The organism is Comamonas halotolerans, assembly GCF_030162935.1.
In the GTDB taxonomy this organism is placed as follows: Bacteria; Pseudomonadota; Gammaproteobacteria; order Burkholderiales; family Burkholderiaceae_C; genus Comamonas; species Comamonas halotolerans.
In genome coordinates this window covers 251,075-273,823 of the sequence record NZ_JASAUZ010000034.1, presented here as the reverse complement: position 1 = coordinate 273,823, position 22,749 = coordinate 251,075, and the positions used below count along the sequence as shown (strand labels likewise).

22 protein-coding genes are annotated in these 22,749 nt (G+C 56.0%); 8 read left to right on the top strand and 14 right to left on the bottom strand.

The window, feature by feature from the left end; genetic code table 11:
- Positions 1–8 precede the first annotated feature (8 nt).
- From QEP11_RS14125 to QEP11_RS14080, 10 genes are all read right to left on the bottom strand, one after another.
- Entirely contained in the window at positions 9–1,136 is a 1,128-nt protein-coding gene (locus QEP11_RS14125) for a sulfate/molybdate ABC transporter ATP-binding protein (RefSeq protein ID WP_284337277.1), read from the bottom strand.
- Between the two features lie 29 nt (positions 1,137–1,165).
- A complete protein-coding gene (locus tag QEP11_RS14120; protein WP_284337323.1) occupies positions 1,166–2,197 on the bottom strand; it encodes a sulfate ABC transporter permease in 1,032 nt (343 codons plus the stop codon).
- 110 nt (positions 2,198–2,307) lie between these two features.
- A complete protein-coding gene (gene cysT / locus QEP11_RS14115; RefSeq protein WP_284337276.1) occupies positions 2,308–3,195 on the bottom strand; it encodes a sulfate ABC transporter permease subunit CysT in 888 nt (295 codons plus the stop codon).
- A 61-nt stretch (positions 3,196–3,256) separates the two neighbouring features.
- Positions 3,257–4,258, bottom strand: coding sequence for a sulfate ABC transporter substrate-binding protein (locus QEP11_RS14110; RefSeq protein ID WP_284337275.1), 1,002 nt, complete (start codon positions 4,256–4,258; stop codon positions 3,257–3,259).
- Between the two features lie 174 nt (positions 4,259–4,432).
- Positions 4,433–5,002: an RBBP9/YdeN family alpha/beta hydrolase gene (locus QEP11_RS14105; protein ID WP_284337274.1), complete on the bottom strand. Its 570-nt coding sequence runs from the start codon at positions 5,000–5,002 to the stop codon at positions 4,433–4,435.
- 269 nt (positions 5,003–5,271) lie between these two features.
- Positions 5,272–6,282, bottom strand: coding sequence for an ABC transporter ATP-binding protein (locus QEP11_RS14100; RefSeq protein ID WP_284337273.1), 1,011 nt, complete (start codon positions 6,280–6,282; stop codon positions 5,272–5,274).
- Positions 6,283–6,301: 19 nt separating this feature from the next.
- A complete protein-coding gene (locus QEP11_RS14095; protein ID WP_284337272.1) occupies positions 6,302–7,942 on the bottom strand; it encodes an ABC transporter permease in 1,641 nt (546 codons plus the stop codon).
- Between the two features lie 26 nt (positions 7,943–7,968).
- A complete protein-coding gene (locus QEP11_RS14090; protein WP_284337271.1) occupies positions 7,969–8,985 on the bottom strand; it encodes an extracellular solute-binding protein in 1,017 nt (338 codons plus the stop codon).
- 228 nt (positions 8,986–9,213) lie between these two features.
- Entirely contained in the window at positions 9,214–10,014 is an 801-nt protein-coding gene (locus tag QEP11_RS14085; protein ID WP_284337270.1) for an SDR family NAD(P)-dependent oxidoreductase, read from the bottom strand.
- A 108-nt stretch (positions 10,015–10,122) separates the two neighbouring features.
- A complete protein-coding gene (locus tag QEP11_RS14080; RefSeq protein WP_284337269.1) occupies positions 10,123–11,031 on the bottom strand; it encodes a LysR substrate-binding domain-containing protein in 909 nt (302 codons plus the stop codon).
- 117 nt (positions 11,032–11,148) lie between these two features.
- On the opposite strand from QEP11_RS14080, the gene QEP11_RS14075 reads away from it, so the two are divergent.
- Positions 11,149–11,763 (top strand): FMN-dependent NADH-azoreductase, encoded by a 615-nt coding sequence (locus QEP11_RS14075; protein WP_284337268.1) that lies wholly within the window; start codon positions 11,149–11,151, stop codon positions 11,761–11,763.
- Between the two features lie 97 nt (positions 11,764–11,860).
- On the opposite strand, the gene QEP11_RS14070 is transcribed toward QEP11_RS14075, so the two are convergent.
- From QEP11_RS14070 to QEP11_RS14060, 3 genes are read right to left on the bottom strand one after another with little or no spacing between them, the layout of a single operon-like run.
- Complete coding sequence (locus QEP11_RS14070) at positions 11,861–12,514, bottom strand: orotate phosphoribosyltransferase (protein ID WP_284337267.1); 654 nt, start codon at positions 12,512–12,514, stop codon at positions 11,861–11,863.
- A 13-nt stretch (positions 12,515–12,527) separates the two neighbouring features.
- Complete coding sequence (locus QEP11_RS14065) at positions 12,528–13,439, bottom strand: helix-turn-helix domain-containing protein (RefSeq protein WP_284337266.1); 912 nt, start codon at positions 13,437–13,439, stop codon at positions 12,528–12,530.
- Positions 13,440–13,447: 8 nt separating this feature from the next.
- Positions 13,448–14,722 carry a hydantoinase/carbamoylase family amidase gene (locus QEP11_RS14060; protein WP_284337265.1) on the bottom strand — a complete coding sequence of 425 codons (1,275 nt, stop codon included), beginning with the start codon at positions 14,720–14,722 and terminating at the stop codon, positions 13,448–13,450.
- 456 nt (positions 14,723–15,178) lie between these two features.
- Here QEP11_RS14060 and QEP11_RS14055 point away from each other — a divergent pair, with 456 nt between their 5' ends.
- The 3 genes from QEP11_RS14055 (at position 15,179) to QEP11_RS14045 (ending at position 16,797) form a co-directional block, all read left to right on the top strand.
- Positions 15,179–15,901 (top strand): AraC family transcriptional regulator, encoded by a 723-nt coding sequence (locus QEP11_RS14055; protein WP_284337264.1) that lies wholly within the window; start codon positions 15,179–15,181, stop codon positions 15,899–15,901.
- A gap of 71 nt (positions 15,902–15,972) precedes the next feature.
- Entirely contained in the window at positions 15,973–16,596 is a 624-nt protein-coding gene (locus tag QEP11_RS14050; protein ID WP_284337263.1) for a LysE family translocator, read from the top strand.
- 45 nt (positions 16,597–16,641) lie between these two features.
- Complete coding sequence (locus QEP11_RS14045; RefSeq protein WP_284337262.1) at positions 16,642–16,797, top strand: hypothetical protein; 156 nt, start codon at positions 16,642–16,644, stop codon at positions 16,795–16,797.
- A 176-nt stretch (positions 16,798–16,973) separates the two neighbouring features.
- On the opposite strand, the gene QEP11_RS14040 is transcribed toward QEP11_RS14045, so the two are convergent.
- On the bottom strand, positions 16,974–17,864 hold the full coding sequence (locus QEP11_RS14040) for a LysR substrate-binding domain-containing protein (protein WP_284337261.1): 891 nt from the start codon (positions 17,862–17,864) through the stop codon (positions 16,974–16,976).
- A gap of 94 nt (positions 17,865–17,958) precedes the next feature.
- On the opposite strand from QEP11_RS14040, the gene QEP11_RS14035 reads away from it, so the two are divergent.
- The 4 genes from QEP11_RS14035 to QEP11_RS14020 are packed head-to-tail and all read left to right on the top strand — an operon-like array spanning position 17,959 to position 22,737.
- On the top strand, positions 17,959–18,951 hold the full coding sequence (locus QEP11_RS14035; protein ID WP_284337260.1) for a Bug family tripartite tricarboxylate transporter substrate binding protein: 993 nt from the start codon (positions 17,959–17,961) through the stop codon (positions 18,949–18,951).
- Between the two features lie 14 nt (positions 18,952–18,965).
- Positions 18,966–19,823, top strand: a complete 858-nt coding sequence (locus tag QEP11_RS14030; protein ID WP_284337259.1) for an enoyl-CoA hydratase/isomerase family protein — start codon at positions 18,966–18,968, stop codon at positions 19,821–19,823.
- A complete protein-coding gene (locus tag QEP11_RS14025; protein WP_284337258.1) occupies positions 19,804–21,045 on the top strand; it encodes a CaiB/BaiF CoA transferase family protein in 1,242 nt (413 codons plus the stop codon). Before QEP11_RS14030 ends, QEP11_RS14025 begins: the two co-directional genes overlap by 20 nt.
- A 36-nt stretch (positions 21,046–21,081) precedes the next feature.
- Positions 21,082–22,737, top strand: coding sequence for an FAD-dependent monooxygenase (locus tag QEP11_RS14020; protein ID WP_284337257.1), 1,656 nt, complete (start codon positions 21,082–21,084; stop codon positions 22,735–22,737).
- Positions 22,738–22,749 lie beyond the last annotated feature (12 nt).

The window sequence follows — 22,749 nt, the reverse complement described above, 5'->3', positions numbered from 1 at the left end:
GAAGCGATTTAGATGCCTGCTGCTTCATCCAAGAATACCTTGGCGCGGCGCGGAGTGACTACCAATGTCTCACCTTCACGCAACCCCATTTCACGGAATTGCTCGGCGGGAATCTGGGCCTCAATCACATGCTCGGACTCAGCATTGTCTCTAGCTTGGGGCTCATCTGCAGCAATTAGTTCCAGGCGCGCAATTGGTCCCACCACAATCGCACGGCTGAGCTGCATCACCAAGCCCGTGGTACGACCATTGCCATCAGTATTCTGGCCAGGAGAGTAACGCGCCACATCCAGCTCATGCGGACGCACGTAGGCAAATGCGCTCTTGTCCACGGCGCCCTGTGCTTCGCTGCTTTCCAACTGCAAGCCTTCGTCCAGGAACACCTGGCCGTTTTTGGCACGGCCCTTGAACAGGTTCACGTCACCCAGGAAACCGTACACAAACGGGCTTGCGGGGTTTTCCCAAACTTCTTGTGGCGTGCCCTCTTGCTCGATTTGCCCCTTGTTGATTACCACCACACGATCCGCCACTTCCAGTGCTTCCTCCTGGTCGTGCGTCACAAAAATGGAAGTCACATGCAACTCATCGTGCAAGCGACGCAGCCAACGGCGCAGCTCCTTGCGCACCTTGGCATCCAGTGCACCAAACGGCTCATCCAGCAGCAACACCTTGGGCTCCACCGCCAAGGCGCGAGCCAGCGCAATACGCTGGCGCTGGCCACCCGAGAGCTGGGAAGGGAAACGATCAGCCACCCAGTCCAGTTGAACCAGCTTGAGCAGATTCATCACTTTCTCTTTGATCTGCGCTTCGCTGGGGCGCTGCTTGCGTGGTTTCACCCGCAATCCAAAGGCCACATTCTCAAACACGGTCATATGGCGGAACAGAGCGTAATGCTGGAACACAAAACCCACATTGCGGTCACGAACGTGCACATCGGTTGTGTCTTCACCACTGAAGTGGATGGTGCCAACATCGGCAGTTTCCAGTCCCGCGATGATGCGCAGCAGCGTGGTTTTGCCGCAGCCCGAAGGGCCCAGCAAGGCAATCAGCTCTCCGGACTTGATGTCCAAACTCACATCGCGCAAGGCATGGAAATCTCCAAACTGCTTGCTCACATTGCGAATTTCAATACTCATGGTCTGTCTCTTTCAAATGCGCCGCACGCTCAGGTCTGGGCCAGTGGTGTGGGACGCTCAGGAGGCATGTTCGCTGCCGCCTTCACTTGTTGTTCATGCTTCCATTCGGCATAGGTCTTGATCACCAGGGTGACCAGTGCCAGCAATGCCAGCAAAGACGCTGCGGCAAAGGCTGCAACCGATTGGTATTCGTTGTAGAGAATTTCCACATGCAGTGGAATGGTGTTGGTCTGCCCACGGATGTGGCCGGAGACCACAGACACTGCCCCGAACTCACCCATGGCACGGGCATTGCACAGAATCACGCCGTACAACAGCCCCCACTTGATGTTGGGCAGCGTGACATGCCAGAAGGTCTGCCATCCACTGGCCCCCAGCACGGTGGCTGCCTGCTCTTCATCATTGCCTTGAGCCTGCATCAGGGGAATCAGCTCGCGAGCAATGAATGGGAAAGTCACAAACAGCGTGGCCAGCACAATGCCCGGGACCGCAAAAATGATCTTGATTTCCGGAATGGTGAACTCAGGCAGCGTGAACATCAGAAAGCTCAGCTGGAATGTATGCGGCTTGGACAACCACTCGCCGAACCATCCATGTGCGCCAAAGACCAGCACATACATCAAGCCCACTACCACGGGTGAGATGGAGAACGGCAGATCAATCAAGGTCGTCAGAAATGCCTTACCTTTGAACTCATACTTGGCAATGCACCAGGCAGCAGCCACGCCAAACACGAGGTTCAAGGGCACGGCAATCGCCGCTGTCAGCAAGGTGAGCTTGATGGCCGACCATGCATCCGGTTCATTAAGCCCTTCCCAATAAGCCTCCACGCCCTTGCGCAATGCTTCGGTAAATACCGCTGCCAGTGGCAGAACAAGAAACAGCAGGATGAAAGTCAGGGCCGTGCCAATCAGCACCCAACGCACCCAGCGCGGCTCGGTGATGGAGAGCTTCTCAGGCTTGCTCCCCTTCTTGGGTGCCGTCAAACGGTAAAGAGCAATGACTACGCTCAATATGCCCACCACCACTTGCAGCAGCAGGTAATGTTTGGCCGGCAGCATGATGCCGAAATGGCTGACCACCCACTGGCTCAGAAATTCATTGATGCCTACGCCAGGAAAGGCGATGCCAAAGTGCTCGGCCAGCCAGGCCGAGAATCCGGTGTTTTCGTTCATGCTGGTGCTCCTGCATGGCGGCGCTGCCAAGCTTGCAAGGCATTAATCACCAGCAGCAGCACAAAAGAAATCAAAAGCATCACCACGGCAACCGCAGTTGCACCGGTGTAGTCATATTGCTCGAGCTTGCTGATGATGATCAGCGGCGTGATTTCCGACACCATGGGCATATTGCCCGCAATGAAAATCACCGAACCGTACTCCCCCACCGCCCGCGCGAACGCCATGGCAAAGCCTGTTATCAAGGCCGGCAAGATACTGGGCAGAATGACTTTGTAGAAAATCTGCCAGCGCGATGCGCCCAGGCTGGTGGCCGCCTCTTCCAGCTCTTTCTCTGAATCTTCCAGCACCGGCTGCACGGTCCGCACCACAAATGGCAGACCGATAAAGATCAGCGCAATCACAATACCTTTGGGATTGAACGCAAGTTGAATGCCTAGCGGCTCCAGAAATTGCCCCACCCAGCCGTTGCCGGCCAGCAAGGCAGTCAGCGAGATACCCGCCACCGCCGTTGGCAGCGCAAAAGGCAGATCCACCAGCGCATCCACAATTTTTTTACCTGGAAATTTGTAGCGCACCAGCACCCAGGCGATCAGCAAGCCGAACACCAGGTTCACGCATGCAGCCATGAAGGATGCGCCAAACGTCAGTTTGTAAGAAGCCACCACCCGGGGGGCGCTTACTGCCTGCCAGAACTGATCCCACGTCAACTCAAACGTCTTGAAGATCAGCGCGGACAACGGAATCAGCACAATGATGCTGAGATAAAACAGTGTGTAGCCCAAGGTCAACCCGAAGCCGGGCAGAACGCGTTTGGCGCCACGCCCACGGCGAGCCGGGGCAGTAGCGCCAAGACCTGGGCTGGCGGGAGATGCAGAAGCCATGGTTTCCCTGTCAGCCAATATCGTTGTTATGCGGTGGTATCAATCGCGCAGCGTGCGCGAATTACTTGCCAGGTGTGTAGAGTTCGTCGAACTTGCCACCATCATTGAAATGCACCTTCTGCGCTTCACCCAGTGAGCCAAAGTACTTGGCCACGGTGAACTGTTTGAGCGGCTTGAACACGTCGGCGTGCTTTTTCAGCACTGCTTCAGAGCGCGGACGCAGCGCATGGTTGGCCGCGATCTCTTGCGCCTCATCGGTGTACAGATAGTCCAGATAGGCCTTGGCCAAAGCGCCAGAGCCCTTCTTCTCAGCAGTGCGCTGCACCACCGCCACAGGGTTCTCGGCAATGATGGAGCTTGAGGGGTAAACAGCTTCCACCTTGCCCTTGCCGAATTCACGGTCAACCGAGATCACCTCGGATTCAAACGTGATCAGCACGTCACCGATGTTGCGCTGCAAGAAGATAGCCGTGGCATCGCGACCACCCTTGCCCAACACGGGCACATTCTTGTACAGATCCTTCACAAAGGCCTGAGCTTGTGCGTCGGTGCCGCCGCTCTCGCGCACAGAGCCCCACGCTGCCAGATAGGCATAGCGGCCATTACCGCCGGTTTTGGGGTTCACCACGACCACCTTCACATCAGGACGCGTCAGGTCTTTCCAGTCCTTGATGTTCTTGGGGTTGCCGTTACGCACCAGGAACAGCATGGTGGATGTGGTGGGCGATGCATCGTGCGGAAACTGCTTGGCCCAGTCTTTGGCAACCACACCGTTATTGGCCAGAAACTCAATATCCGTAGTGGTGTTGAAAGTCACGACATCCGCAGGCAGACCGTCGTTGACCGCACGCGCCTGTGCGCTGGAACCACCATGGGCCTGATCAATCTTGATGTCCTTGCCAGTGGTCTTCTTGTAATGCGCCACAAAAGCCTGGTTGTAGTCCTTGTAGAACTCGCGAGCAACGTCGTAAGAAACGTTGAGCAACTGGTCTTGAGCGCTAGCCATGCCACCGGCAGCCAGCGCAATCGTTGCCAACAGAGTCTTGAGTTTCAAAGATGTCATGGTTTCGTCGCCTTACACGGATGTGTGTTTCTTAAGAGATCCGTCGAATTGTGAAGACGAGCACTTAAAACTCAAAAGAATATATTTTTTTAAATTTATCCAAATTTGGAATATAGAAAACTAGAGCATCAAATCCTTTCCCACAAAGGATCCACAAGATTTTCAGCAGAAAAATCAAGCCGCAACCATCTGCTTTCCCTTACCCCAAGCCATGTCTTCCACCAGTGATTGCAGCAAGGCCCAGCCCAGCGGCCAATGCCCGTGTCCCGATTCAATATTGATGTGCCCTGCATTGGGCAAGCGTACAAACTCACTCCCCCAGGAGCGGGCATAAGCACCGGCCAGCCGAATGGGGCAATATGGATCGTTCGTACTTGCCACCAGCACACTGCGGTACGGAAGGGGCTGGTAAGGTACTGGCGCAAAGTCAGCCAGATGCGCCCGGCGCTCGGGGTCCGCTGGAGCCACCAACAAAGCGCTTTGGATTCGCGCAGCCGCTTCGCCCCCAAGATGGGCCGTTGTAATACAGCCCAGGCTGTGTGCCACCACAATGGCTGGCTCCGGCCGCGCCAGTATTACCCTCTCCAGAGTCTGCACCCAATCCGCTCGCTTCGGAGTGAGCCAGTCGTCCTGCTCCACACGTTCCACATTTGGCAATAGCTGCGCCCACAGACTTTGCCAATGCTCAGCGCCAGAATTACGCCAACCTGGAACGATGATGATACGAGGTGCAGAACTAGACATGGCGAACTCTCCTTTGGGGCGCCGATTGTGCGAGTCTGCTGCGCAAATCCCAACAATTGATTCGTTGTTTTCTTATGCGCATAAGCATTTGCCCATGCTACGCAAACACATTTGAGCATGCGCTTTGGCTACAAAGAATCAGCGCATTTGGCCATCCAAGCTGGCCTTCCAATTTGATTCAATCATCTCTTAACAAACCATGAAAAAAGCACCCTATACAGAGATGCATAGAGCGCTTTTTTGATCAGCCAGAGATAAAGATCTTGGATTTACACGTCTGCAGCCAAACCTATCTCGACACTTTCGCAGGAACTGTAAAGCGCATTGAGGGAGGCTTTGGCCAGCACCAATTGCCCATCTGGCAATTCCAGCTCGAATACGAAATGGCTCCCTCGGAAGGTACGCTCACGCACTTTGGCACTCACACCTTTATCAACCAGAGTCACATGCTCAGGCCGTAGCAGCACACGTACGCCCTGTGCCGAGGCATAGTGTGGGTGACCTGCTGGCAACAAGCCCAAAGCAGTTTGCCATTGCCCGCCTGCTGTTGCCTGCGCATGTACCAGAGTGCCTTCACCCACAAACAACGCAACATCCTGAGTGGCAGGAGCGCAATACACCTCGACTGCATTGCCCCATTGCATGAGCTGACCACGCGCCATCACACCCACGTTGTCCGCCATGGCAAAGGCTTCATTTTGGTCATGTGTGACCATCAACGCCGTAGCTTGGGCTTGTTTCAAAATAGCACGCACTTCGCGTGCAATGCTCTCGCGCATGCTCGTGTCAAGGCTGGAGAACGGCTCATCCATCAGCAGCAAGCTGGGCTTAGGCGCCAAGGCGCGGGCCAGTGCTACACGTTGCTGCTGACCACCTGATAGTTCATGCGGCCAACGTTGCCCCATACCTTCCAGGCCTACCAGTTCCAGCATCTCCTGCACCCTGCCAGCCCGCACAGCTTTGTTCATGCGGTGCAAGCCAAACCCCACGTTATCCGCCACATTCAGATGGGGGAACAAGGCATGGTCCTGAAACACCATGCCAATGTCACGCAACTGTGGGGCCACGCTGTGCGCGGGCGCTGCAACAGCCTGTCCCTGCAAATCAATCTGCCCGACGCGCACGGGTTCAAATCCGGCAATGGCACGCAGCAAAGTGGTCTTGCCACAGCCCGATGGCCCCAGCAAACAGCCGATCTCACCTTGAGCCAAACGCATGTTGACGTTTTGCACAACGATGTTGGAACCATAGCCCAATGAAACGTTTTTAACTTCAAGCATCACAAAACCTCGGCATTATTCAACCGGCCGAGGACGGCGTTTTTTCAGTTTGCAACACCAGCAAAATCACCGGCAGCAGGCCAACCAGCACAATCGCCAGCGCTGGCAGCGCAGCTTCTTGCCACATGGACTCCGAGGTCAGCTGGAACACGCGCACCGCCAGGGTGTCCCAACCAAACTGGCGCATCATCAATGTGATGGGCATCTCCTTCATGACGTCCACCACCACCATCAGGAAAGCTGATAGCAAGCCCGTGCGCAACAGCGGCAAATGCAGGCGTCGCAGCGTTTGCCAGGGGCTCAGACCCAATGAAGCACAGGCCTCCTCCTGACTGCGTGTGATGCGCTGCATGGCCGCGTCCGTGGCGTTATAGGCGACAGCCAGAAAGCGTGCGGCCAATGCCAGCAACATGCCTGCCAGGCTGCCCTTCAAAATGCCCAAGGTTTCAATGCCCCAAGGCTCAACCAGAGCCATCAGCTTTTCATCCAGCCAGGCGATTGGCACAAACACACCTACCGCCAAGACCACACCGGGCACGGCATAACCCAGCACAGCCAGCCGCACCGTCCAGCCGGTCAGCCCGTCACTGTGGCGGCGGCGAATCCAGGAAAGCAGCAATGCAAATACGGAGGCAATGGCCGCCGTGATCAACGCCAGTGACAGCGTGTTCCAGGCGTAGCCCCAGTAATCGCTATTCAAAACGTCTTCCCATACCTCCAGCGACCACCACACGATCTGTACCATGGGCACTGCAAACGCAGCAGAAAACACCAGCAAGCACAGCAAGCTGGCAGCCCAGCCACGGCCACCCTTGAGCACTACGCGGTGCTGCTGCGGATTGCTCACGTGAAAACGCTGTGCACTGCGAGAGCGCTGCTCGGCTGCCACCAACAGCAACACCACCAACACCAGAATCGCCGCCAGCTGCGCGGCAGCACCAATGTTGTGCAGATCAAACCATGACTTGTACAGCGCCGTGGTGAACGTATCGAAGTTGAAAACGGCAATCGCGCCGAAGTCCGCCAGCACTTCCATCAGCACCAGCGCCAGGCCAGCACCGATCCAGGGGCGGGCCAAAGGCAGCGCCACCTTGAAAAAGGCGGCTACAGGGCTCAGACCCAGCGCCTGCGCAGCTTCCATGCTGCGATGACCCTGGGTGAGAAATGCGCTGCGAGTCATGAGATACACGTAGGGATAAAACGCCATGACCAAGACCATGACCAGACCCCACAAGCTGCCGCGAATATCCGGAAACCACCGGCTCGATCCCATGACTTCACGCAAGAAACTCTGCACAGGGCCGGCATATTCAAACAAGCCCATTTGCACAAAAGCCAGCACATAAGCCGGGATTGCCAAGGGCAGCACCAAAGCCCAGGAAAAAAACCTGCGCCCCGGAAAATCACACATGACGGTCAGCCATGCCAGGGGCACGCCCACTGCAAGCACAACCACACTCACAAGCAGCATGAGCAGCAAGGTATTGCCCAGCACACGCGGGAGCACGTATTTCCACAAGTGCTGCCAGATATCAGGTTGCGGCGTAACAGCCATCCACACCACCGCCAGCAAAGGGATGATGGTGAGCAACGCAATGGGCAGCGCAAAAGCAAAACCGCGCCAGCGGAGGGCTGGCGCGGTATGGTCTACAGCAGACAAGTAGCTAACCTAATGAAGAGAACCGATTAACGATAGCCTACACGATCCAGCAGCTTGATCGCTTCAGCTTGGCGTGAGCCAATGTCGGCAGCGTTCAAAGGGCTGGGAATGAAGTCACCCCAGGCCTTGACGATTGGGTCTTCTTCCGCATTCTTGTTGATGGGGCTTTCATAAGTGCCGTGGGTGTAAGCAGTCTGAACCTTGTCGGAAGACAGCCATTCCAGCAGCTTGCGCGCGCCTTCTGGGTTCTTCGCATGTTTGGCCACGCCTGCACCCGACAGATTCACGTGAGCACCACCCTCGTCCTTGCCCTGATTGGCCCAGAACAGCTTGACTTGCTTGTTGAAGTCAGGCTCCTTGGACAGGATGCGGCCAAAGTAGTAAGTATTGGCAATGCCCACGTCACACTGACCTGCTGCAATCGCCTTGAGCAAGCTGGCATCGTTGGTAAATACATCGCCCGCCAGGTTATTCACCCAGCCCTTGGTGATGGTTTCGGCCTTTTCCACACCGTGCTTGGCAATCATCATCGCCACCAGCGACTGTGTGTAGGTTTGCTTGGAAGTGCGCAGGCACAGCTTTCCCTTCCACTTGGGGTCAGCCAGGTCTTCATAAGTGCTCAGTTGCTCAGGCTTGATACGGTCAGCAGCGTAGAAAATGGTGCGTTCGCGCTGCGACAGGCCCCACCAGCGGCTGCCTGGATCGCGGAAGTTCTCTGGCACATTGGCATTGAGCGTAGGCGAATCAATCTTTTGCAGCAGATCACGCTGGGCAGCGTTGTACAGATTGCCCATATCCACCGTAATCAACACATCCGCTGGAGAGCTGGCACCTTCGGCAGCCAGACGCTCTGTCAAAGAGCCACCACGGTCGGTCAGCAGATTGATCTTCACGCCTGTTTGCTTGGTGTACTCATCCAGTGTGGGCTTGAGCAAAGCCTCAATACGCGAGGAATACACGGTCACGGCTTGAGGTTGAGCCGCTTGGGCCAGGGTAGCAGCGCCCACCAGGCTCATGCACAGAGCTGTCTTCCAAAGTTTCATTTTGAAAAGCTTTCAGTCAGAGAAAATCGCGCCGCAAAACTACAGCGCTCCACCAATCGGTGTGAAGTTACAAGAATTATCAGTTGGAGCACCAACAATTAATAAGAATAATTCCTATTCCTTGATTCTAATCCAACTTCTTCACCGCTTCGCAGTAGCTGTCGCAACGAATACACGGTCTTTTTCGATGGACTTGCAAGCCAGAAGTGCACGCTCTAATGCGATGAATCACTTGATACTGCGCTTGGTCCGCTGCAACAAGCGGGTGCGCAAACCCAGCGGAACTGCCCAGGACAGCAGCCATGCATTGCGCGATTGGTGTCCATACACAATGCGCGCCTTTTTCCTGCGAATGCCATCAATCACCACTTTGACGATTTCTTCAGAAGGCGTCTTCAGGAATTTCTCTGCAAACTTGCGCCCCTTTTCGGTGGTGTCAGCAATCCCGGTCCGCACGCCGCCCGGATGTACCAGATGCACGCTCACATGAGTTTGCATCAGCTCCACCATCAACGCCTCAGTGAAGCCCCGTACCGCAAATTTCGAAGCGCAGTATTCTGCATTGGCGGGCATGCCAATCAGTCCCAGCACACTCGAAACATTGACCAGTGCTGCTTCCTCGTTGGAGAGCAACTGGGGCAAGAATGCCTGCGTGCCATGCAGCACACCATTGAAGTTGATGTGCATGACCGCTTCAAATTGCTCAAATGGCATCTCCAGTACCGATTTTCCCTTGCCACTGATACCTGCGTTGTTGATGACCACATGTGCAGCTCCCAGTTGAACTTGCACTTGCTGCGCGAAATCAAACATCTGTGCCCGATTGCTCACATCAAACGCTTGAGCGTATACGCGTTGCGCCCCTATCCCCTTCGCCATCAGCAAGCGCACGGTTTCTTCCAGGCTCTCGGCATTGAAGTCATTTAGTGCCACTTTGGCACCCAAACGAGAAAACTCCAGCGCGTAATCACGCCCCATGCCTGAGCCAGCTCCCGTAATGACCACAACCTTGTCGATAAACGACTGCATATGTCTCCCGTTCGCTTTGTTGGAATTTATGACTGCTGCCAGCCATCAAGTCTGAGCAACCTCATGTGCACAAGACGAGGAGCCAGCAAGTGTTTCGTTTTCAAAAAATCATTTGCGACTGCTCCTGCCGGGCATGAAGTCCCCCAGAAAATCCAGAAAACTGCGTACTGCTGGCGTCAGGCCTCGACGTGAGCTAAACACCGCATGCACAATGCCGGGTGGAAATTGCCACTGCGGCAGCACACGCACTAACTCACCGTTGGCGATTTCCTGCTGGCACATATAGTCTGGCAAATTACTTACGCCCACACCTCCCAGCACGGCCAGTTTCAGGGTCATCAAATCATCGGCCACATACCGTGCATGCGGTTGAATTTGCACCTCCGCGCCTGAATCGCTGCGTAAACGCCAGTGCGCCACCCCTTCAAATGCCGACATGGACAGCACTTCGTGCTCCAGTAAATCCTGAGGAGATTGTGGCGTGCCTTTGCGCGCCAAATACTGCGGTGTGGCCAGCAGAATTTGCTGGGTGACATCCAAGCGCTTGACCACCATGCTGGCGCTGTCTTCCAGTGAAGCACGCACACGCAACGCCACATCAATGCCCTCCTCGACCACATTCACTGGCCGGTTCACCACCATCATTTCAAGGCGCACATGCGGATTGCGTGCCAAGAAGTGTGGAATCAAAGGGGCAAGAACCGTTTGCGACAAGGTCACAGGGCAACTGACACGCACTGTCCCGCGCGGCTCACTCTGCACCTGCTCTACTGTATCCTGCGCTGCCTGCGCAGCATCGCGCATGGCCTGACAGTGGCGCAAAAAGGCAGACCCCACCTCGGTGAGTGAGAGTTTGCGCGTGGTGCGCTGTAGCAAACGCACTCCCAAACGGGACTCGAGTTCTGCAATGCGGCGTGACAAACGTGACTTTGGAATACCCAGGGCTCGCCCTGCCGCGGCGAAACCACCACGTTCCACCACCTCGGCAAAGTACAGCATGTCATTCAGATCTTGCATCCACATCACCCTAAATTGTTCCAAATTCAGAACAATCTATCGCAAAATTAAAGACTAATCAAACAAATGGATGTAATGCATACTTCCACCCATTGAAAACAAACCTTGGAGCTTCTCTTGAAACTGCTGCACATTGACTCGTCCATCACTGGTGAAAACTCTGCTTCGCGCAAACTGACACAACAGATTGTCAACACCTGGGTCAACAAGCATCCTGACACGCAGGTGGAATACCTGGATCTGGTGATTGATGCGCCCAACCACTTCACCATGGCTGCCATGACACCCCGTACCGGCCAAACCGAAGGCTTGAGTGCAGAACAAATTGCTGAAAACGCTGTGTCCGAAAAACTGGTGAGCCAGTTCCTGGCTGCCGACGTGGTCGTGATTGGTGCACCTTTCTACAACTTCAGCATTCCTTCCCAACTGAAGGCATGGATTGACCGTCTGGCACAACCTGGCCGCACTTTCCGCTACACCGCCGAAGGTCCTGAAGGTCTGGCAAAGGGCAAGACCGTCATCATTGCATCCAGCCGCGGCGGCGTGTACTCCACCACCGAAGCCTTGCAAGCACTGGACCACCAAGAGAGCTACCTCAAGGTTGTGATGGGTTTCTTTGGCATTACCGACGTACGCATCGTGCGTGCAGAAGGTCTGGGCATGGGCCCTGATGCTGTGGCATCGGCTTTCGCCAGCGCAGCCAATGATGTACAGGCCGTGACTGCTGCCTAAACATTACCGCCACTTAATATGCAAAAAAACGCCTGCTGATTGAGCAGGCGTTTTTGTTTGCCGCTTTGATTCGGCAGGCAGGCAGGCACTCAAGCGCCTACTGACCAATACCTCCATGCGCCAGAGACCACTTGGCCGGATCTTGCAAAAATGCCTGCCAGATTGCCAATTGTTCCACCGAGAAGCCACCGCGCTGAAAAGCCATCGCCAGCACATCTTGCCAGTTGCACAGCGCATGCACGCGCACCCCATGCTGCGCCAGCACAGAATCAGAGCCAAAACAGGCGTAATCAAACACCACAAACAGGTCTTCCACACGAGCGCCCTGCGCACGCAATGCGTCAATAAAGCTCAGCTTGTACTGGCCTGCAGACACCATATCGTCCACCAGCAAAACTTTGCCATCTTGCTCCACCATGCCTTCAACCTGACGGCTGCCAACGGCACGCTTGCGCACGTATTGCAGCGGCATATCCAGCTTTTCAGCAAACCACGCGGCAAATGCGATACCACTGGACTCGCCACCAGCCACTGCACTCAGACCTTGCAAAGCGCCCGCATCCAGCAAACGCTGCACACCTTGCTTCATCAATTCGCGGCGGATTGTGGGCAGCGAAATCAGGCGTGTGGCATCCATATACACGGGACTGGCCCAGCCCGAAGGCAATACAAATGGAGCATCAGTGCGCACCTCCACGCAACCGGCTTCCAACAACCAAGCCGCAGCTTGCTGACTCATGGGGTTTGTCATTTCAAAACTCTCTTCACTCATGTTCGCTGTAGGCCCGCTCCAGCATGGCGCGCAGACGTGCTGCCCCCTCCTTGCCTTTGCTGGCACCAGCCCACAGCTGGGTCGTCATTTGTTCATGCAAGGTTACTGCCTCTGCCGAGGAAGTCACCATGGCAATGCCGTTTCTCACGTTCGGCAGCTCGCCCAGCCGAAATGGGCTTTGCATCAGCACACGATGATTGGTACCGATCAACACCTGGTACGTAGACGATGGCATCGCGTCATCCACCAATCCAATCTGTGCGTACCAGGGCTCACTGTCCATCAGTGCGGCAATGCGTTCCACCTCACGGCAGGCAGCTTGTTGGCGTGCTTTGCGCAGCTGTTCGGGCAGATCAAGCCGGCCAATCAGGCCGGTTTGTACAAAGCGCTCCAGATCACGCAGTCCCACCAGACTCACAATATGTGGCTTGCGTTGCTCGAAGCTGCGCTTGCGCTCACGCAGCAAATCCATGGTGCGCACGGTATGCCGGGCGTGAAGCTGCTGATCCGCATCCTGCGGCAAAGCCTCCTGCAGCATCTGCGCCAGAAAGTCCAGGTATTGCTCGGACATGAGCAGCACCGAGATGGGCTCAAAATGCGCCATGATGCGATCGCTGCTGGCCTCCAACTGCCTCATGCGTTCAAACAGCGCCACCGCAGAGGCGTAGTACTCGCTTTCCACACCCAGCAGTGACGGCAAGCTGCTGCCTAGCAGGTTAGCCAGCCGCTCCAGCGTTTCAATTTTTACGATCTCGCCTTTTTCCATGCGGTAGATCACCGCACGCGACACCCCCAGCTTCTCGGCCACTTCATCAGCTTGCAAGCCTGCGCCCATGCGATAGGCACGCAGGCGATCACCCATAGCGGTGTAATCAATCTGTGAAGTGAAACTGGGCATCGTCATGGCTGCGACTATAGCGAGGCTGGCTGCGGCGCAATCGCGGCGATGGTGTCCGCCATCACCTGTGTGCCCAGCATGAAGTCCGACAGCTCCATGGCCTCATGAGGATTGTGCGAGCCATTCTGGTTGCGCACAAACACCATGGCTGATGGCACGCCACCATTGGCAAACAAGGCAGCATCATGGCCTGCCCCACTGGGAATGCGCTCATGTGCAATGCCTCGATCACGGCAGGCCTTGGCCATCAAATCACACAATTGCGCATCACACACGGCGGGCTCGCTCAACAAGCGCCTATCCAGCGCGAACTTAACACCGCGCTCTCGCTCAATCGATGCCATCTCGGCCTGCACCAACTGGTAGAAAGCCTCCAGCGTATCGCTGCTTTTGCTGCGTGCCTCAAAGCTGAAATGCGCATATCCTGGCACACGCGAAATGGAATGCTCCGCCGGGTTGGTCTGCAACACGCCACAAGTCACAACCAGGTCGGTACCACGCTCCAGCAAAGCACGCCAGTGATTGTCCAGTCGCACGATCAAGTCCGACACTGCAAAAACCGCATCCTTGCGCAGCCAGCGTGGCACCACACCCGAGTGCTGCGCATCGCCAAAGCATTCAATCTTGTTGTGTCGCACATTGCCCCGGATGCCGCTGACAACCCCTACCGGGATCTCACGCGCCACCATGACTGGTCCTTGTTCGATATGCAACTCCACATAGGCGCGAATTTCGAAAGGGTTGAGCAGTCTTTCCTGGCGGCCAATGGCGCCCATATCAGCCCCGCAAGCAGCCAGCGCGTCATACAGGCTGACACCATCGCCTCGGCGTTTCAGCGCCAGATCTGCGCTGCTGAGCTTGCCCCACAGCGCACCAGAGCCCATATACGCCTTGCCAAACCAGGCGCTTTCTTCCCCCCGAAAGCCAATGACTTTCAATGGCGCAGGCAAGGTCACCCCCTGGCGTTTGGCCGCAATCAGCACCAATAATCCGGCAACCACACCGGCCAAACCATCGTAGTTGCCACCTTGCGGCACTGAGTCCAAGTGCGAGCCAGACCAGATGGCTGCATCGGTACGTATGTCCGCAGGATCAAAATAGATGAAGTTGCCAGCGCGGTCCACGGCCACATCCAGGCCTTCACTACGCGCAAATTTTTCCAGGTGCGCAGCACAGGCATTTTCGCCTTCGCCGTAACTGGCTCGTGTAACGCCCACACCATCAAACGTCAGCCCACGAATATCGGCAAACAATTGCTGCGCCAGCGGCTGTAGAGACTGCAGTTCCATATCCACTTGCCTGCATGCAATGCACTGTGCAGGCTTTCAAGGTTGCTAAGGACACATGCTAATCTCAAAAAAGATACGTGTTTCCCGCAAACATGCCGCGGCATTGGCATGGTTTGTATCTTTTCTGGAATACATCCAGCAGTGCATGCCTGCGTCTTTGCTTCTTTCTTGTGAAAAATGAAGGCACTGACAAAAATTTGCAGTGCATAAGGGCCACCGCGTTGGTGCTTCTGCACCTGATAAGTTTGTTGCATTGACCGGTTGGATGCGCAAGCGCAAACTGCATTTCGTCCCAACTTCTGCTTGGTGCGCAGGTACGATAGTGAACTCGCAGCGCTTTGCAATCGAAGTACTATCTCAAAAATGCATACAGAGGATAAGTTTTGGCGTGATTGCGCAATGCCTTATTTGGAGGCCCGGCGCTCAGTAAATAGTCGAGCTTGCTACAAGCCGCATATGCACTCAACCGTGTCTTTTGGTGCAGTTGATATCGGCACCAGCGTCTTGATCGACAACGGCAACATGGCCAAGCAGATAGCAGCAGGATCTGTTGTCTGGATCCCTGCGAACTTCAGACATGCCTGCAATCCACTGCCTTCGACGGCGTGGAGCTTTCAGATGCTCTACCTTGATCCTTATTGGATTGCCGAAGCCTGCCAGCTTGAACAACCATCTGCGTTCACGACAGATACAGCGCGAGAAATTCTCATCAGCAACGATGCAGGCCTTTACTCTCGATTTTGTGCCCTGACAGATCTCTTGTTCAGCCAAGCGCCGATGCAGCGCAAGCATGATGCGCTGACCGGCTTAATTGAATCTTGCCAGGCAGCCTCATGGGAAAAAATGCCCAATGCAGCTTCAGTGCGATACGTAAGCCTAGAGTTGCAGGCTGTTCTACAAAAAATCCAGAGAACGCCTTCTGCTGAAATCGACTGGGATGAAGAGGCGCGCCTCGCAGGACTGAGCCGCACCCAGCTGATTCGGGCATTCAAGCGACTTACAGGCATGACGCCTCATTCGTGGCAACAAAATGCGCGGATCAATGCTGCACGGGAGCAGCTGCGTTGCGGACAAGCATTAGCTGACGTTGCATACGCGCAAGGGTTCTCAGACCAAGCGCATTTCCAGCGAGTCTTCAAAAGCCTGGCAGGCAGCACGCCAGGCAACTACCGGGCATAGCCTGCAATTTTCTTCAATACAACCTCCAACCGGTTCTACACACTGCAGCCCCAGATAAACGGAATGCTGTGATGGAACAATTTGCGATGGTTGCGCTCGCGCACTTTATGGCACTGCTGCTGCCAGGACCTGATTTCTTTTTGATAACCAGAACAACGCTCAGATCAGGTTGGAGAAGCGCAAGCGGAGCATGCCTAGGAATAGCACTTGCCAATGGGCTCTTTGTTGCACTCGCCTTTTCTGGCATCGGCATGCTTGAGCATGACAGTACCGTCATGCTTGCTGTGCAGTGGCTGGGGATTGCTTACTTGCTGTACTTGGGCCAGCTTTTTATGCGCACTGCCAGGAAACATCAGCCTCATCTGCAACCTTCAATCGCAGATTTGGATAGTGTGCAATGGAGTAAAGCCTTCGGCATGGGCTTATTGTCCGGTGTTTTAAACCCCAAGAATGCACTGTTCTATGGCAGTCTGGCTGCTGCTCTGGCTGGCCCCTTAAAGCAGCCGCATCTAGCATGGTTCTACGGACTTTGGATGGTTGGGGTGGTTTTGCTATGGGACCTGGCAGTGGCCGTGTTTGTAGGCAATCAATTCGTCCTTAAGCGCTTTGCATCAGCATTGCCATACCTGGAGTTCATCTCAGGGGGGGTATTGATCACCATTGCCCTGTCAATGGCAGCGTGGGCATTGACCTAACAGCTCAGACATCCAACTTCTGCCTTGCAGCGATTGCAGCAGTTCATGTACGGAGGTCGAACCGCTGGCCTCAGCCAGACTGCAGCCATCCCGAATGCCAAGGCATCGATCCCCAACGGCTGGCTTCAGGTCAACAATCGTCTACGGATCGAACGTCAGGCCTGGGTGTACTTCAGTCCACCATCATGGTGGCATGAATGACGCTATCGATCATTGCTTTCATCCATGCCTCACCATCAGATATCTGTTGGGCCACGGCTGCAGCGTGGCGAACAGCTCGTCTGACCGACTGTTGATTGCTGCATGGAGGTCGTTGGCTCCTTGAAATGAACACCTTGTGATGAAACAACTTGATGCCAGAAAGGTAACTTTTACTTTTATGCGCTCTGACTGGATCCCAATACGGTCTGAATGAAATCCATATGGTGTGCTGTTTTACGCACTGCTTGGCGTGTAACGATGGAAATTGGAATGCTCAGCGAAAGATCTTTAATAGGCAACTCGACAAGTTGTCCGCTGGCAAGTCCACCAGCAATACAGGGGCGCGGCAGACAGCCCATGCCTATGTTGGAAGCAACTGCTTTCTTCAACACCCTGAGGCTGTCGCTCTCAAGCACGATATCCATGGCATCGATGTGCTCCAGCAGAGCCAGCGTGAATTGACGACGAGTGTCGCTGAAACGGTGCTGCAAACACCATCGCTGATCACTTAGATCAGTGGCCTTGAGAGACTTTTTGTTGGCCGCTAGTCGATGCTGTGGAGAGCAGAAAACGACGAGATCTTCCTGGCGCCACCTTCTCATCTGGAGCGTTGATCGGACGGTAATAAATTCAATAAGGCCGATGTCCAGCGCCATTTCATCCACGCGGCTGATCACATCAAAAGCCGGCAGCACTGAAATGCTCAAGCGTACCTGTGGATGGTTGCGCATGAACTCGCTGCAGATATCCTGCAATAAGTAGCCACCTACGGTCGGGCTGGCCCCCACACGAATCTGCTCGTTGTGGGTTTCCGAATTCATGGCCGTCATGATTTCTCTCGCCTCCACGAGCAGGGAGCGAGCCATGGGCTGCAACTGTTTTCCGCGCTCACTCAAAACAAGGCGCTTGTTCACCCGGACAAAAAGCTCTGTGCCTAGAAATGCCTCCAGCTGCTGCAAAGACATGCTGGCTGCGGGTTGTGTCATCGCAAGCTCATCGGCAGCTTCACGGACACTGCCAAGTCGCGCAATGGCGTCAAACACAGTCAATTGCTTAAATGAAAACATAAGCATTCCTGATGAGTTTTATAAAAATAATCAGTTAGACATATTAACCGTCGCTTCCTAGCATGCGTTGCATAAATACACAAAGGAGACAAAGTTGACCTATCACAAAAATGCAAGGCATCGCCTGTGCAAGCTGTGCAGCGTACTGGCGGTGACAGCCCTGGGGTTTATTACTCATGGGAATGCCACGGCAGCAGACACATTCCCGGCTAAAACCGTCACGCTCGTGGTGCCCACCCCGGCGGCGGGGCCACTAGATTTCTTTGCGCGGAACCTGTCCCCGCTGTTATCCACCCATTGGGGGCAGCCGGTGGTGGTTGAAAACAAGCCCGGTGCTGGCACGGCCCTAGGTACACAGGCTGTAGCGCGTTCGCGCCCAGACGGTCATACCTTGCTGATGGCCAACATTGCCATCTCGGCCCATGGCGCTCTGAGCAAGGCGCCACTTTTCGATGTGGAGCGCGATCTGGCCCCCGTGGCCATGGTTGCCTCTACTCCATACTTTCTTATCGCCCCTGAAAAGGCGCCCTCCACGCTCAAAGACATGGTGAGCTATGGCAAGGCCAACCCTGACAAGCTCAACGTTGCCATCATCCCCAACAGCCAGCAGCATCTGGATACGGCACGCATGCTGTCGGTTCTGGGTATCAAGGCAACACTAGTGCCGTACTCGGGCACATCCCCGATCACCCGTGCACTTGTCGCTGGAGAAATTGATCTGTTCTTGGGAACGCTGGCAGGAATGCAACCGTTCTTCGAGAACGGGCGCCTGCGCCCGCTTGGTGTGACGAGCGAAAAACCATGGCCAACCTTGCCCGATACACCCACGCTGCAATCCCAGGGCTATGACCTTGTGCTGGACCCCTGGTATGCGATTTTTGCCCCCTCCAGCACTCCTGCCGATGTGCTGGGGAAGCTGCGTGAAGACATTCGCAAGGCGTTGCAGGCACCGGAATTTCACAAGAAGGTCGTTGACGGAGGCTATGTCCCGCGCATCACCAAACACGAGACGCTGGGTCGCATGGTCAGCGAGAACCTGAAACAGTCCCGCGAGCTGGTTCGCGTCTACAACATTCAGCCAGAGTGAACGGTTTTGTGGATATGAGTGAATACAAACACATACAGCTCCTCAAACAGTCCGGAGTGGCGCATGTCGTTCTCGATCGCCCCGAAAAACGCAACGCTCTGGGCTTTGGACCAGGCTCCAGCCGTGACGACATTGCGCGCGCACTGCGCCAAGCAGACGCAGACAGCAATATCGGTGCGATTGTTCTGCGTGCCCATGGCCCGGTATTCTGTGCAGGCGGCGACCTTTCCGGTCTGCCTCCCGGCGAAGGCCCGCTGCAGGACGAGCTACTGATCTCCATGGTGGACGAGTTCCACACGACAGTACGTCAGACACGGAAACCCTTGATCGCAGCAGTTAACGGACCATGCCTGGGCGCAGGCATGGGACTGATTGCACAGTGCGATTTTGTCCTCGCAGGCAGTGATGCACGCTTTGGTCTGCCTGAAGGACGCTTCGGCCATCCTGGAGGCTCGGAACTTGTGCCGATGATAGGAAGCTCCTGGGCCAAGTTTCTCATCCTCACCGGGGAACTGATCGATGCAGCGACTGCGGTGGACATCGGGCTCGCGCTCGTCGAACTGCCCGCAGCAAGCCTTCAAGAGGCTTGCTTGGCGCTGGCCGAGCGCATGGCGCGACTGCCGATTGAGGCTCAGTGCGCGAACAAGCAGGCAATCAACCGTGCCGCAGAAGCGGGTGGACGCGCAGCAGGGCGACTGGCCGGACGTGCTGCAGATCTGGCGACCAAATCCTTGAGTCGCCTGGCGCGTGCCCCTGATGGTCGACTGTTTGACGACATCCTCAAAACCGACGGCCCCCATGGCCTCAAGCAAGCCCAGAAACAACAGTTCTCAGACTCCTGGATGGATAAGTATGTCTCACACTGCGCCTAACCCCCACTCAATTGCTGGTCTGCCAGCCATGGCTCTGGAAGGGCTTCGCATTCTGGACATGACCAATGTGGTCATGGGCCCCTACGCCACGCAGATCCTGGCGGATCTTGGTGCGGACGTCATCAAGATCGAATCCCCCCAGGGAGACACCACGCGCCAGATCCCCCCCATGCGCAATGCCGATATGGGTTGCTTGTTCCTGCACCTCAATCGCAACAAGCGCAGCATCGTGCTTGACTTGAAACAGCGCGTCTGCGTGGACGCGCTTATCGAGCTGGCCACTCAGTCCGATGTACTGATCTGCAATGTCCGCCCCGCCGCCCTGGAACGTCTGGGAATCTCCTATGAAGACCTGGCCGCGCGCAATCCCCGACTGATCTGGATCAGCCTGGTGGGTTTCGGCAGCGATGGACCTTATGCCGGCCGCCCTGCCTACGAAGATTTGATGCAAGGGCTCACCGGCATGCCCGCCATGCTGGTGAAGGCAGGCTCGGAGCAGCCGCACTACGTGCCGCTGTCCTTCAACGACCGTGTTGTGGGATTGCATGCAGCCATCTCGATGCTGGCTGCCGTGCAATGGCGCGAGCGCAGCGGGCGCGGGCAGTTCATTGAAGTCCCCATGTTCGAGACCATGACGCAGTTTACGGTAGGGGATCACATGGGAGGGCAGACCTTCGACCCGCCGGAAGGTCCCATGGGCTACCAGCGCACCCTTACCAAAGAAAGGCGCCCATACGCCACCAAGGATGGCTTCATCTGCCTAGTTGTCTATACAGACAAGCACTGGCGCTCTTTCTTCGAGGCCGTGGGGCAACCCGACCGATTCGATACGGACCCCCGTGTGCAGAGCCTACGCAGCCGCACCACGCATGCGCGAGAACTCTATGCAGAGCTGGCCGACTGTATGCGCGCGCATACGACACAGGAGTGGCTGGAGGTGTTGCGGCAGGCCGATATTCCTGCAGCACCCATGCACACCCTGGACACCGTCGTTCAGGATCCGCACCTCAATGCCGTGGGCATGTTTGAGTTGGTAGAGCACCCGACAGAAGGAGTGATTCGACAGCTGCGCGCGCCTACGCGCTGGAGTGTCACACCCCCTGTGGTGCGTCGACATGCCCCCAGTCTGGGAGAACACACCGAAGAAGTGCTGCGCGAAATTGGTTTGAGCGATGTCGTTGTGCAGGACATTGCACAGAGCGCGCGCAAGGCCAGTGTTTGACCCCCTGCGGGTTTGTGAATCAAGCAAATAGAAAAAATGAGTCAACTGATTGAAATACCGGTTTTGATCGCAGGTGCAGGCCCCGTGGGCCTGGCCCTGAGCCTGGATCTGGCGCATCAGGGAGTGCAGTGTCTGGTTGCAGAACAGGAGGCTGGAACGGCTCTGGTCGTCCAGGCCAAGGCTGGCACCCACAACGAACGAACCATGGAGTACTGCCGCCGCTGGGGACTGGTCGATGAGATATCTGCAGCCTACCCCGACGACGAGGCACGTGACACCGTGTACTGCACAGCACTGGATGGGCACTACATTGGTCGCAGCAAGGTGCCTTCTGCGCGTGAACGCGGAACTCCCGCGGTAGGACCGGAGATGATGCGCCGCTGTGCGCAGAACCAGTTCGATCCCATTCTGGCGCGTGCCGTGCAGGCCAATCCCCATGCGCAGTTGCGCTATGGGATGCGCTTTGAGCGCTTCGAGCAGGATGACGATGGGGTGACTTCATGGCTGAGCGACCTGAACAGTGGCGAGAACATCCAGGTGCGTTCGCAATATCTGGTGGGATGCGAAGGGGTGGCCAGTGGTATTCGCAAGGCACTGGGCATTCCCTTCGACCTGATCAAGCAGATGGACTTCTCGCTCAGCGCCATGCTGCGTATCGACAACCTCGGGCAGTACCACGACTTTGGCAGTCTTGAGCGCTTCATGTTCATCGGCCCCGAAGGGACTTGGGCGAACATGACGTCGGTGGATGGCCGTGGCCTGTGGCGATTTACGGTGGTCGGTGCGGAATCATCGCTCAATCCGGACACCTACGACATCACGCCAGTCATTCGTCGGGCATTTGGTGGCTTGGACATCCCATATGTCGTGGAGCGCATGGTGCCCTGGCGCCGAGCGCAGACGCTGGCTCGCACCTACGGGCAAGGGCGTGTCATGCTGGCTGGTGACTCGCTGCACACCACTTCGCCAACAGGTGGACACGGCCTCAATACCGGCATAGGCGATGCCACAAATCTGAGCTGGATGCTGGCAGCCTGCATCAATGGTTGGGGCGGCAAACATCTGCTGCAAGCCTATACGCTGGAACGCCGCCCCGTGGCCTTGCGCAATCTCGGAAGTGCCACGCAAAACTACAACGCATGGGTGGGTGCTGGCATGGGCAATGTGGCAGACGAAGGCCCATTGGGCCAGGCTGCGCGTCGCAATATTGGCGATTCACTGCAGGTGTCGCTGCACCAGGAATGGTGCTCGCAAGGTATTGCGCTGGGCTACCGCTATGACAAGTCGCCGATCGTGATACCCGATGGCTCTCCCAACACAGGAGACCATCCAAGCTTCTACGAGCCAACGGCACGCCCAGGTCACCGTGCTCCGCATGCCTGGTTACCCGATGGCCGATCGACACTTGATTTGTTTGGCAAGGATTTCGTGCTGCTGTGCTTCGGTACAGATGTGGCACAAAGCAAGCCCCTGCTCCAAGCGGCTCAGGTCGTAGGCATGCCCCTGCGTGTGGAATGTATTGAACAGCCGGAAATTCGCGCGCTTTATCAACGCAACTGGGTGCTGGTTCGCCCCGATGGTCACGTCGCCTGGCGCGGCGATGAACTACTGCAAGACAGTATTCAAGAGTTGATCGACACCGTGCGTGGCGCACGTCTGAACGCAGACGCCAGCGCAGCTTTGAGCATTTGAAAACACAATATT